The following is a 13,806-nucleotide window of genomic DNA, read 5'->3' on the forward strand; positions in this document are numbered from 1 at the left end:
CTCCTTTATTAATTGGTATATAATATAATTCTATACCTAAAAGGAAATTCCTTTTTACATATATAAAATTTTACAATATAAGAATCCAACCTTATCCTATGTTCTTGTATTCCTCTGCCATACCTACTTAAACAAGATTCAGAATATATTCTATGGAACTCCATATTAAATTAGCATCGGTTCCCTTAAAATATGTAAATCATGCCCTAAATCCAGTAGAAACATCGTATACAATCTATATAGTGTAGTGAAATAAATTTTATCAACTTTTCTAATCTATATAGGTATATACAAACATTAAGAAATGCTATAGAAAAAGTAACTACCTTTTCTACCCAATAAGAACAATTACTAATAATACAATTATATAAATTAACATTTATATAATAATTAACATATTATAAATTGCTAAACGAAACTTGATATTTTATCAAAATTTTAAGTAAAGGAGGCTTATAGGTTTATGAGTAAAAAATATTTTAAGAGAATGTTATCTTCCTTTTTAATACTTATATTAAGTATTTCAGTTACATCTTGCGGAAATAAAAACTCATCTAAAAATAAACTTACGGAAGTAAAAGTCAATGAAGTTGCGCGTTCTATTTTCTATGCTCCGATGTATGTGGCTATAAATGAAGGTTTATTTGAAAAACAAGGACTAAAAATAAACTTATTTACAGGGCAAGGTGCTGATAAAACTATGCAGCAAGTTTTAAGTAAGGGATCTGACATAGGTTTATGTGGACCTGAACAAGTCATTTATATATATAACCAAAAAAGAGAAGATCACCCTGTAATATTCTCTGGTCTAACACAAAAAGATGGTTCTTTTTTAGTTGGAAGAAAAGAGGATAAGAATTTTAAGTGGGATAATCTAAAAGGGAAAAAAGTAATTGGCGGAAGACCTGGTGGGATGCCTGAAATGACCTTTGAATATGTACTTAAGCAGAAAGGATTAACCCCAGGTAAAGATGTAGATGTAATTACTAATATAGCTTTCCATGCAACTGCTGGTGCATTTAAAAGTGGTAATGAAGACTATGCAACCTTATTCGAACCTACTGCTAGTATGTTAAAAAAAGATAATTCTGGTTATGTAGTAGCTTCTATTGGTGAATTGGCAGGAAATATTCCGTACACTTCATTCTTCGGCACTAAATCTTATTTAGAAAAAAACCCTAAAACTATAGAGTCTTTCACAAGAGCAATTTATCAAGGTCAAAAATGGATATATGAACACTCAGATGCAGAAATTATAAAATCCATACAATCCTTTTTTCCTTCTGCTGATAAAGAAATTCTGGTAAATTCTATAAAAAGTTATAAACAAATAAATGCCTTTGCTAAAGATCCAGTTTTAAAAGAAGAAGAATTAAATAGACTAATGGACATTATTGAAAATTATAAAAAAGATTTAATAAAAGAAAGGCCTGATTTTAACAAAATTGTGGATAACTCTTTTGCTGAAAAAGTAATGAAAAATTAATTCTAACTATTAAAAAATAAAAGCACTAATAATATATCTGATGCAAATCTGCCTTCAGCCTATATTCTTAGTGCTTTTTTACTAATTATTATTTGTAAAACTATTCTTTTGCTGATGCTGCTTCACCATAAGCATCTTCTATTTCATTTTTATCTACGTTTAAATTTATGTTTATTGTACTACTCTCTAAGTTTTTAAATGCTGTTGATAACATGAGTTTTATACGGTTTATTTGATTTACCTCACTTGCACCTGGATCATAATCTACAGCAACTATATTTGCTTTAGGATATCTTCTTTTTAGTTCTTTTATAACCCCTTTACCCGTTACATGATTCGGAAGACAAGCAAAAGGTTGTACACAAACTATATTCTCAGTACCACCTTCTATCAATTCTACCATTTCAGCAGTGAGGAACCATCCTTCCCCTGTCTGGTTTCCCATAGAAATTATAGGCTTTGCTCCTCTAGCTAATTCTTTAATATTGCTTGGTTGAGAAAATCTTGTACTCTGTATAAGTGCTTTTCTAATAGGTTTTCTGTACATTTCTATATATTTTATAGCAATACTACTCCCTATTTTATTTATAGCACTTCCCCCAAGATATTTATATTTAAAATCTTGATCAAAAACACAATATAAGAAAAAGTCGATAAGATCAGGCATAATAGCCTCTCCCCCCTCATTTTCTATAACTTCTACTATATTATTATTTGCATCAGGATGAAATTTAACTAATATTTCTCCCACTATACCTACTTTAGGTTTTACTAAATCATTTAACTCCAAATTATCAAACTCTTCTACTATCCTATAAATATTTTTTGTAAACTCTTTAAAGTTTCCATTTTGAACTGAAACTTTACATTTTTTAACCCACGCCTTATATAACTTATCTGCTGAACCCTTAATTTTCTCGTATGGTCTTGTTGCATAAAGAACTCTCATAAATAAATCACCATATAAAATTGACATTAAGGATTTTCTAAACATATTAAAACTAAATTTAAATCCTGGGTTACTTTCAAGTCCACAGGCATTTAAAGATATTACTGGTATATGCTCCATATCAGAGTCTTTCAAAGCCTTTCTTAAAAAAGCTATATAGTTAGTTGCCCGACATCCCCCACCAGTTTGAGATATTATTACAGATGTATTATTCAGATCATATTCACCTGATTTTAAAGCATTCATTATTTGTCCTATAGTAATTATAGAAGGGTAACAGGCATCGTTATTTACATATTTTAATCCCTCTTCTATGTCTTCTTCACTCACTTTAGGTAATACTTTAACATTATATCCTTCAGAATTTAATGCGTTCTCTAAAAACTGAAAATGAATTGGCGACATTTGCGGTGATAAAATAGTGTGATTCTTTCTCATTTGCTTAGTAAAACTAACCTTCTTAACATAAGAAATATTTTTATCACTTTTATTCCCAGTAACCACTCTATTTTCTCTTTCATCAATAGCAGCTTTTAATGATCTAATTCTTATTCTCGCTGCCCCTAAATTATTAACTTCATCTATTTTTAGTAGAGTATATATTTTTTCATTTAGTTTTAATATCTCCTCCACTTGATCTGTAGTTACAGCATCAAGTCCACACCCAAAAGAGTTTAATTGTACTAATTCTAGGTTTGAATTCTGAGCCACTACTGCTGCTGCTCTATAAAGTCTTGAATGGTACATCCATTGGTCCACAACTCTTAAAGGTACATTAATTGCCTCTTCATATGCTATAGAATCCTCTGTTAATACGGCCATACCATAAGCTGTTATTAAATTATCTATTCCATGGTTAATTTCTGGATCAATATGATATGGACGTCCGCATAATACTATTCCTTTTCTATTATTTTCTTTTAAATATTTTAAAACATCTTTTCCTTTTGCCCTTATATCTTCCTTAAATCTTTTATCCTCTTCAAAAGCCTTTTCTATGGCTGAGTTTATTTCAAGTTTATTTATATCAAACTCCTTAAAAGCATTATATAAACATTGTTTAAGTTTTCGTTTATTATACAGTGCTAAAAAAGGATTAATAAATTTTATTCCCTTTTCATTTAAAACATCCATATTATTTTTTATCACTTCTGCATATGAGGTTACAATAGGACAATTATAGTGATTATCAGCATTTTTATATTCAATTTGTTCGTATACTATGCATGGGTAGAATATATTCTTAACTCCCTTTTGAACTAAATCAATAATATGGCCGTGAGTTAACTTTGCAGGATAACAAGCTGATTCTGAAGGTATAGTATCCATACCCTTTTCATATATCCTTTTAGATGACCCACTTGAAAGCTGAACTCTAAATCCTAAACTACTAAAAAAGGTAAACCAAAAGGGATAATTCTCGTACATATTTAAAACTCTTGGTATACCTATAACACCTCTTTTAGCTTCTTTTATATCTAAAGGTTTATATTTAAATATCCTATTATACTTATACTTAAACATATTTGGTATCTCTTCTTTAGTTTTTTCTCCCCTTAAAGGTCTTTCACATCTATTCCCTGTTATAAATTCTCCTTCATTAAAACTATTTATAGTAAGAAGGCAGTTATTTGGGCAAAGACCACACCTTCTCATGGTAGTATTTGATTTAAATTCACCTAGCTCTTTTTCATTTATTAGAGTACTTACATATCCCTCTTTACATCTTTCCCTTGCAATTAAAGCGGCACCAAATGCCCCCATTATTCCTGATATATCTGGCCTTACAACTTTTCTCCCTGATATAAGTTCAAAACTTCTTAAAACCGCATCATTATAAAAAGTTCCACCTTGTACTATAATCTTCTCTCCCATGTCTCTTGAATCTCTAAGCTTTATTACCTTATATATGGCATTTTTAATAACAGAGTAAGAAAGTCCCGCTGAAATATCTTCCACCGTAGCACCTTCTTTTTGTGCTTGCTTTACCTTAGAATTCATAAATACTGTACATCTAGATCCTAAATCAACAGGTCTTTTACTAAATAAGGCCTTCTTAGAAAATTCATCTACGGATATTTCTAGTGATTTTGCAAAACTCTCTATAAAAGACCCACATCCTGAAGAACATGCTTCATTAAGCATTATGCTTTGTATAACACCATCTTTTATCTTTAGACATTTCATATCTTGCCCACCAATGTCTAAAATAAAATCTACACCTTCCAAAAAGAAATTTGCCCCTTTAAAATGAGCTACGGTTTCTATTTCTCCCATATCTATCTTCAAAGCTTCTTTTATAAGACCTTCGCCATATCCAGTAACAGTAGAATTTTTAATTTTAACTTTTGAAGGAATTATACTGTAAATTTCTTTTAAAATATTTATTGTAGCCTTTAAAGGATTTCCCTCATTACTTTTATAATAAGAATACATAAGTTCTCCACTCTCAGATATTAGTGCTGCTTTGGTTGTAGTCGACCCTGCATCTATCCCTAAAAATGCATTACCTACGTATTCCTTAATGTCCTTCCTTTTAATGCAGTTTTTTTCATGTTCTTTTTTAAACTCTAAATAATCTTCTTCTGAATTAAATAGTGGAGGAAGTGAATTTATGTTTTCGGATACATATTCATTTAAATTATGTAATCTATCTAATAAATCTTTTAGATAAACGCCTTCACTATTTTCCGCACTTAAAGCAGCTCCAAGGGCTACATATAACTGAGAATTTTCTGGAAAAATAACTTCCTCTTCTTTTAAACCCAAGGTATCTATAAACCTTTTTCTAAGTTCTGATAAAAAAAATAAAGGTCCTCCAAGAAAAGCTACATTACCTTTAATAGCTCTCCCACAAGCAAGTCCACTTATAGTTTGAGTTACAACAGCCTGAAATATAGACACTGCTATATCTTCTTTTCTTGCTCCCTCATTTAAAAGTGGTTGAATATCAGTTTTAGCAAATACACCACATCTTGCTGCAATGGGATATATAATCTTATAATTTTTAGCAAGTTCATTAAGACCTTTTGGGTCAGTTTTTAAAAGTGTTGCCATTTGATCTATAAATGCTCCTGTTCCCCCTGCACATGTACCATTCATCCTCTGTTCTATAGTATCTTTCATATAGGTTATCTTTGCATCTTCTCCACCTAACTCTATAGCTACATCTACATCCTTTAGATTTTCCTCAATCGCTTCAGTACATGCAATTACTTCTTGTACAAAAGGAACCCCTAACCATTTTGATACTGAAAGTCCACCTGAACCTGTTATACACACCTTTAAATTTTTATTGCCCAATCTATCATAGCAACCAATTAATATATTTTTAACAGAATTTTTAATATCTGAAAAATGACGTTGGTATTTTGAATATAAAACGTTTCCAGTCTTACCTAGTAGTACTACCTTTACCGTAGTAGAACCTATATCTAGTCCTAATCTTAAGAGTTTATCCATAATACTATCACTTCTCCATTTAATATTATTTTGTTACATAATAACTATATAAACCTTATATTGAAAATTGCTCCATATTTCTATTATTATAAGGTTTGAAACATTTTTTTTCAAATATCATTAATAAACTAATTTGTATGTTTATTATGATATTTGTTTTTTATATTAAATTATCTATTTATATAACAATAATTCTTATTAATATTTGATACTCTTAATCCTTAGTATATAAATATTTATTGAATGTTAACCAAATGTGACCCTCCCTCATATTTTATTGTATGAGTGTTTATGGTTAAAAAATTAATGATAATTTCTAATAGATTAATTTTATAAATAACGTACCATTACATTTTGCTATACAAAAGGAGTTGATATAATTTGAATGTAAATATAGATAATATATCCATGACTTATCATACATTAAAAGGCGAAACTTCAGCTCTAAAAAACATTAATTTTAAAGTAAATGAAGGTGAATTCATAAGTATAATAGGGCCTTCAGGATGTGGTAAATCAACAGTTTTAAATATTATATCCGGGCTTATTCACCCTACGTCTGGTAATGTATATATAGGTACTAATAAAATAGAAAAACCTACAAACAGCATAGGCTATATGTTCCAGAAGGATCATCTATTTCCTTGGCTTACTGTATGGGACAATGTATGCTTAGGTTTGAAAATTAAAAATAAATTAGATGATAGTTCAGTAGATTATATAACCAACCTATTAAAAAAATATGATTTATGGGGATTTAAAGATTTTTTTCCATCAGAACTTTCTGGTGGTATGAGACAAAGAGCAGCTTTAATTAGAACATTAGCCTTAAACCCTAAAGTTCTATTATTAGATGAGCCCTTCTCTGCCCTTGATTATCAAACTAGATTAAATATTAGTGATGAAATTTATGAGATAATAAAAAGAGAAAATAAAACAACTATAATGGTTACCCATGATATAGCTGAAGCTATATCTATGTCAGACAGGTTAATATTATTAACTCCTCGTCCGGCTACTATAAATAAAAATCTTGAAATTAAATTTGACAATAAATATAATACCCCTTTAAAACGAAGGGAAGCACCTAACTTCAGCACCTACTTTAACTTATTTTGGAAGGAGTTGAACAGTTATGAATAACTATAGCGAAGAACATTTGGAATACTTAAGAAAAATTAAAAATAGAAAAAGAAAAGTTTTAATAACTAGGATATCTTTATTAATATTTATTTTTGGACTTTGGGAAATTGCCGGAAATTTAAATTGGATAGATCCTTTCCTAACAAGTACACCTTCTAGGATGATTAAAAGTTTCATAAAGATTTACAATGAAGGCACTTTATTAAATCATGTGCTTATAACTTGTTTTGAAACTATATTAGGTTTTATATTAGGTACTATTTTAGGAACATTCATAGCTATTGTTTTATGGTGGTCTGAGTTTTTATGTGAGGTATTAGATCCTTACCTTGTAGTATTAAATGCCCTACCCAAAGTTGCTCTAGCCCCAATTATTATATTTTGGGTAGGCAATGGAGTAACTGCGATTATTGTAATTGCTCTCCTAATTTCCATTGTAGTTACAATAATAGGAGTTTTATCTGGTTTTAATGATGTAGACAAAGAAAAAATTAAACTTTTAAAAACTTTTGGAGCTACTAAATTTCAGATTTTAAAGTATTTAATTATCCCCTCTTCTGTTCCTACATTAGTATCTTCCTTGAAAATAAATGTAGGTTTATCTTGGGTTGGAGTTATTATGGGTGAATTCCTCGTAGCTAAAGAAGGATTAGGTTTTTTAATTATCTATGGCGGTCAAGTATCTGAATTAGATATGGTAATGATGAGTGTAATTCTTCTATCTATACTAGCATATTTAATGTATGAAACTGTATCTTTTATAGAAAAAAAATTTAGAGCTTAAATTTAACATTAATGTTTAAATTATCTCAACATGGGCATTATTAAAATAACAAACCTTTCTATGGAATAAGGAGGATAAAATGAGTTACTTTAAAAAGGCTAATGATTTTTATAATGCCAAAGAGTACGAAAAGGCAATTACCATGTATGAGAAAGCTCTGAAAACTAATGAAAATGAATCAAGTTCTCTTTATAATACAGCAGTATGCCATATTAAATTGAAAAATTATTATAAAGCTATTGATTTTCTTAAAAATGCTATAAATTTTAAAAAAGATAGTAAATATGTTTTTAACTTAGCCTATTGTTACGCAATGCTAAATAATAACCAAAAAGCATTGTACTATTTTAATTTATCTTGGAGCATAAACAATGAAGACAAAGACTGTGAAAAAGCAATAAAACTAATATTAGAAAATTACAGAAATTAATTTTAATAAATGAAAAGCTACTACTTCTTTTTATAAATGTAGTAGCTTTTACTATGCTAAAATGCTTCATCAAGAGTTTTAAATTTATATCCTTGTGATTTAATATGTTCTATTACCTTTTCTAAGGATCTTACCGTAGTTTGCTTAGTACCTGAATCGTGCATTAAAACTACAATGTGTTTTTGAGAACCCATAGTATTTTTAACTTTATTAAACAACTTTTCCTCTGGTATATTTAAGGCTTCCGCATCCCCATTTAAGCAGTTCCAATCCACAAAGTGAAACCCTTCTTTATTTACCTTTTTTTGATACTCAACCTTATTAAAAGATCCACCTGGAAATCTTACTATCTTTGCAGGCTCCTCTCCTAAAATTTTTTTTAAAACATTATGACACTTTTTAAAATCCTGAAGCAAATTATTTGGATTTGAATAAATATGTTTATAATCATGAGAGTAAGTATGATTTGCAACTAAATGGCCTTCCCTTTTTTCTCTTAATATTAAATCACTATTCACTTCAGCCATTTTACCTAAAACAAAAAAAGTTGCTTTTACATCCTTAGATTTTAAAATATTAAGTATCTCTGGGGTTACATTTTTAGTTGGTCCATCATCAAAAGTTAAATAACAAATCTTTTCATCCTTAAACTTCTCATTATTCTGTGGTTTTATATTTTCAACATTAGAATTAACCGTATTTTCCTTAGTAAGTTTTTTATTAGTAGTAGAATTAAATGTTTCTAAAGCTTTAGTACTAATAGATGCTTTATTGGTTTCTATCTTTAAATCTTCTTTTTTACTATTAATATCATTTACTTTAGCATAAGCCTTTTGACTTTCTGTAGATATATTAAAAAGCTGACAACCTATAAATATACCTAATGCGAATATACCAAATAAACAACCGGAATATATAAAAAAGTCCATACGCTTATTTCGTCTTTTTATTTTTTCATTTAAATTTTTTTTCTTATTTTTAATATTCTCCTTTTCTTTTTCTGACTTCATTTAAATTCCCCCTAAACAGTTCTTACTAACCATTATACCACTTTTTAACTTTTTTAGAACATTTTATTACCATTCCCCAGCTATTTTTGATTCTTTATGATCTAAATCAAATTTTTCATTATTAAAATACTTTCCGCCTATTCCAAAAGTAGTATCAACATTAATCCATTGTTTCTTATCTTCAATATATACCTGATTCCATGAATGATTTACCCAGCTACGTCCATCAAATCCTTTTCCAGTTATTATTCTTGTTTTAATATTATTTGCTCTACACATGACTACAAAAAGGGTTGAATAATCAAAACAAATACCCTCTTTAGAGTAAAAACTACTAATAGCACCAGACTTTTTAGAAAAATCATTGTTTAATATCCTCTTAGCTTTATCATAATCATATGTTATATTTGAAGATATCCAAGAGTATATAGCATAAGACTTATTGTATTTACCCACTTTATTTTCTGTTAACTTTTTACTAAAATTATCTATTTCTTCATTAGATTTGATTGCTTCCTCCAAAGTAACACCATTATAATATACTATTACTTTCTTATTACTATTACTTTTTGTAGGTATAGTATTTTTTATCTCAGAGGTTTCTATCTTAAAAGAATCACTTAATATATTGGGTAAATTTTTGGCTATGTCAGAATTTGATATAGGAACTAAGATCTTTTTAGACACGGTATCGTATAGCTCTGACTTTTCTAAATAAGAATTTAAATCTATCTTAGCCTTTAATAAATTAAATGTAGATAAGTAATTAAAAATAAGACAAATAATGATAATATATGCAATAGCCCTAGGAATTTTAAATATAGCTCCTAAAATCCTTCTTGAAATACTACTTCGATTCCTAGAAAACTTTTCTATAATATCAAATATAGGATAAAGTATTATTGAAAATATTCCTATAGCTACCCACTTTAAAATCATATATATTATAAATACAATTAAAGGCATAACTACTAAATACATCATTGTCTGATTTTTATTTATAAATTTGAATAATTCACTATTAAAAAGCCAATCTAGTTCTAATCCCTTTATGAAATCACTTTTTAATACTATACTTTTAAAAAACTTTATACCTATAAAAATAGCTAGTGTAAATGATATACTACTTAACAACTTATTTATAGTATCTTTTTGATCATTTGATCTATAGCTCATTAAAAATCCTTTTAGAATTGGTAAGAAAAATGCTAATATAAGTATTAAAGATATTGGATCTATAATCATTTAGTCACCTGCTTTTACTATTTTATTTATTACGGATTTTATTTCATCAAAACCATATCCTCTCCTTAAAAGATAATCATTTAATTTCCTATTAATCTTAAATGAATCATTTTCACTTTTAATAAGAGAATTATATTTTTTTAAAGCAACTTCATATAATACTTTATTTTTTTCTTCAGAGTCTATACTATATATTTTATCTAATACCAACTTTTCTTCTATGCCTTTTCTTAAAAGTTCATACTTTATTCTATTTTCTCCCCACTTTTTTAATTTTTCTTTAACAAATAATTCCACATATCTCTCGTCATTTATAAAGTCGTACTCTTTTAAAAAACATATAGTTCTATCGATTATACTTATTTCATATCCTTCTTCTTTTAATTTACCTACTACTTCTTTTTCAGTCTTATGAGATTTGCCCAAGTATCTAAGACTTCTACTTTTTGCCTTCATAAAATTATCTTCTGTAATTATACTTTGTAACTTTTCTTTATGAACTACCTCGCCTTTTTTTATTCCTTCTATATATATAAGTTCCATGCTACAACCTATAAAGAATTCATCGTCTACATATATATTAACCCTTTCTTTATTAAACTTTTGAACTTCAATTTTAGTAATAATATTATTCAACTTCTTCACTCATTTCTGGTTTTAAAATATGTATAGTTGGATCTTTTAAAATTCTTCTTGCTATATCATAAATATGGCCATTTTTTATCATTTCTAATCTTTTTACATCATTCATGAACTCATAAATACTCTCATCTTCCATAACCTGTATCAAAGCATAATGGCCTAATTCTTGTACATTCTCTACAGTAGATATTAAAGATGTTTTAAAAACTTTCTTAATAAGATTTAATGTATCACTATCAAATTTAATTTGTTCATTTTTAATATCACTTATAGACTCATCTATATATTTTAAAGTATCTTCAACATTTTCCTCTTCTACAGCTGTGTATATATATAATGTTTTTATATTGTTTGAACAGTCCATATGAGTATATATATCATATGCAAGTCCCCTTTTCTCTCTAAGCTCCCTAAATAATATTGAATTTGAACTCTCTCCAAATCTATGGTTTAAAACTCTTAAGCTTAATTCTTCTTCTTTAGTTAAACCATAAAATGTATATAAATATACTATAGTACTTTGTTCTATATCCTTTTTATAAGATGTGAAGGTTACTTTTTTGTTATTTTCACTTTTAATATGAGGTTTACTTATAGTTTTATTTTCCCAAATAGAAAAATATTCTTTCACTAAGGCTTGTACCTCATTATGTTCAAATGATGAAACTATTGAAATTACAGAATTATTTGGTACGTAATAATCCTTATAATAATTTATAAGTTTTGTTCTATTAAAACTTTTTATATGTTCCTCTGTACCTAGAACATCAATTCTCAATGGACTTTCAGAAAATGCTAATTCTTTTACTCTTTTAAAGCTTAATTCCTCTATATCATCCTTACTACTTCTTAATTCTGATAAAATCACACCTCTTTCCTTCTCTATTTCTTTTTCTTTAAATTGTGAATTTATCAACATATCAGAAAGTAAGTCTAATGAATTTTCAAGTTCCTCTTTTAAGGCATCAATGGTGTACACTGTACAAGTATAATCTGTGTAAGCATTATATTCGCCACCTAAATTCTCAAGCTCGTTATTTAGCCCTTCATTATCCCTAATACTAGTTCCCTTAAAAAGCATATGCTCTATAAAGTGGCTAATTCCCTTTTGTTCTTTTGTTTCGTTTATTGCTCCAACCCCTACACCTAAATTTATAGAAATTAACCCTGTATCTCTTTTTATAGTTACTATAGTTAATCCATTTTCTAATTTTATAATTTCTGAATTAAATACCTTGTCCTGCATCTATAATCTCCTTTAAGTTTATATCACTTTTATTTAAATTAACTGATTGTTTATTTTTATAACTATTTTATAAAAATTAAAAGTATATTATCTCTAAAGGATAACATACTTTTAATTATTTTTGTCTATTAAAATCTTTATTTATCAAAATCTTTTTAATCCGCTTGTCTTCTATATCTAATATAGTAAATTTAAATCCTTCTATTAATAAATTTTCTCCAACTTTAGGAAATCTACCAAGACTATCTAATATAAGACCACTTATAGTATCATAATTATCCTGTAGCTCACAACCTAATGATTCATTTAATTCGGAAATACTAACTCCACCATCTACCTCAAATTCATTTTCATCTTTAGCATATATGTCTTCTACATGCTCCTCATATTCGTCATAAATATTTCCGAATATCTCCTCAACTAAGTCTTCCATAGTCACTAGTCCTGCTGTACTGCCATATTCATCTATTACTATGCTCATATGAGTACCTTTAATCTGCATTTCTTTAAATAATTGATCTATCTTAATATATCCCGTAACAAAAAAAGGTTCTCTAATTATATCTTTCATATAAAATTCTTCTTTTGTATCAAAGAAGTTAATTAAATCTTTTGCATATAGTATACCTACTATCCTATCTTGAGATTCTTCATAAATAGGTATTCTTGAACGTTTATTTTCCTTTACAAAGCTTAAAACCTCTTTAAAATCAGAGTTTAAATTTAAAGAAACCATATCAATTCTAGGAGTCATAACATCGAAAGCAGTTAAATCATCAAAGGTAAATATACTATTTATCATTTCTTTTTCTGTTTTACCAAATAGTCCTTTTTCTTCTCCTACGTCAATTAGCATTTTAATTTCTTCTTCTGTAATATTCTTATCTTCATCTTCTAATTTACCAAATAATAATTTTATAAAAAAATTTGTACTATACGTAAGGGAATATACCAATGGTCTTGCTATTTTATCTAAAACATTTATAATTCTAATAGATTTATTTGCTATTTTTTCAGATTTTTTTAATCCAATTCTTTTAGGAATCAATTCCCCAAATAAAAGTGATATGTAAGAAATTATTAATGTTACTATTATAAAAGCTAGCCTTTGACTATATATTATAAAAAAATCTATATTACTATTTTTAAAAACTCTTTCAAAGATTTTCACTAATACTACCGTAGCAGATGCTGATGTAAAAAAACTAGCTAAAGTAACTCCTACCTGTATTGTTGCCAAAAATTTACTAGGTTCCTTTAATATTTTTAGTAGTTGAATAGATTTTTTATCTCCGTCTTCTGCTCTTTTTTGCAGAGAAAGTTCATTTAAAGATATTATACTTATTTCTGCTGCCGCAAAAAAACCGTTTACTCCTATTAAAAGTATTATTATAAGTAAATCTTTCATA

The 13,806-nt window shown here is 27.8% G+C and carries 10 protein-coding genes; 4 read left to right on the forward strand and 6 right to left on the reverse strand.

The genetic code is table 11. The features are described 5' to 3' along the window. Positions 1 to 463 precede the first annotated feature (463 nt). A complete protein-coding gene (locus tag FGL08_RS09920) occupies positions 464 to 1,486 on the forward strand; it encodes an ABC transporter substrate-binding protein (RefSeq protein ID WP_138210639.1) in 1,023 nt (340 codons plus the stop codon). A gap of 100 nt (positions 1,487 to 1,586) precedes the next feature. On the opposite strand, the gene FGL08_RS09925 is transcribed toward FGL08_RS09920, so the two are convergent. Continuing rightward, positions 1,587 to 5,897 (reverse strand): 2-hydroxyacyl-CoA dehydratase, encoded by a 4,311-nt coding sequence (locus tag FGL08_RS09925; protein ID WP_138210640.1) that lies wholly within the window; start codon positions 5,895 to 5,897, stop codon positions 1,587 to 1,589. A gap of 408 nt (positions 5,898 to 6,305) precedes the next feature. On the opposite strand from FGL08_RS09925, the gene FGL08_RS09930 reads away from it, so the two are divergent. The 3 genes from FGL08_RS09930 (at position 6,306) to FGL08_RS09940 (ending at position 8,254) form a co-directional block, all read left to right on the forward strand. After that, positions 6,306 to 7,040: an ABC transporter ATP-binding protein gene (locus FGL08_RS09930; protein ID WP_138211320.1), complete on the forward strand. Its 735-nt coding sequence runs from the start codon at positions 6,306 to 6,308 to the stop codon at positions 7,038 to 7,040. Beyond that, positions 7,033 to 7,824 (forward strand): ABC transporter permease, encoded by a 792-nt coding sequence (locus FGL08_RS09935; protein ID WP_138210641.1) that lies wholly within the window; start codon positions 7,033 to 7,035, stop codon positions 7,822 to 7,824. The genes FGL08_RS09930 and FGL08_RS09935 overlap by 8 nt, the downstream gene beginning before the upstream one ends. Before the next feature lie 79 nt (positions 7,825 to 7,903). Beyond that, entirely contained in the window at positions 7,904 to 8,254 is a 351-nt protein-coding gene (locus FGL08_RS09940; protein ID WP_138210642.1) for a tetratricopeptide repeat protein, read from the forward strand. A 56-nt stretch (positions 8,255 to 8,310) separates the two neighbouring features. Here FGL08_RS09940 and FGL08_RS09945 read toward each other — a convergent pair whose 3' ends face one another. The 5 genes from FGL08_RS09945 to FGL08_RS09965 form a co-directional block, all read right to left on the reverse strand. Next, positions 8,311 to 9,264 carry a polysaccharide deacetylase family protein gene (locus FGL08_RS09945; protein WP_138210643.1) on the reverse strand — a complete coding sequence of 318 codons (954 nt, stop codon included), beginning with the start codon at positions 9,262 to 9,264 and terminating at the stop codon, positions 8,311 to 8,313. 66 nt (positions 9,265 to 9,330) lie between these two features. Then, positions 9,331 to 10,509, reverse strand: a complete 1,179-nt coding sequence (locus FGL08_RS09950; RefSeq protein ID WP_138210644.1) for a transglutaminase-like domain-containing protein — start codon at positions 10,507 to 10,509, stop codon at positions 9,331 to 9,333. Next, a complete protein-coding gene (gene recX, locus FGL08_RS09955) occupies positions 10,510 to 11,145 on the reverse strand; it encodes a recombination regulator RecX (RefSeq protein ID WP_171012041.1) in 636 nt (211 codons plus the stop codon). Then, positions 11,138 to 12,397, reverse strand: a complete 1,260-nt coding sequence (locus tag FGL08_RS09960; protein WP_138210646.1) for a M16 family metallopeptidase — start codon at positions 12,395 to 12,397, stop codon at positions 11,138 to 11,140. Before FGL08_RS09960 ends, recX begins: the two co-directional genes overlap by 8 nt. Positions 12,398 to 12,512: 115 nt before the next feature. Beyond that, complete coding sequence (locus FGL08_RS09965) at positions 12,513 to 13,805, reverse strand: hemolysin family protein (RefSeq protein ID WP_138210647.1); 1,293 nt, start codon at positions 13,803 to 13,805, stop codon at positions 12,513 to 12,515. Position 13,806 lies beyond the last annotated feature (1 nt).

Source organism: Hathewaya histolytica, assembly GCF_901482605.1.
Lineage (GTDB): Bacteria > Bacillota > Clostridia > Clostridiales > Clostridiaceae > Hathewaya > Hathewaya histolytica.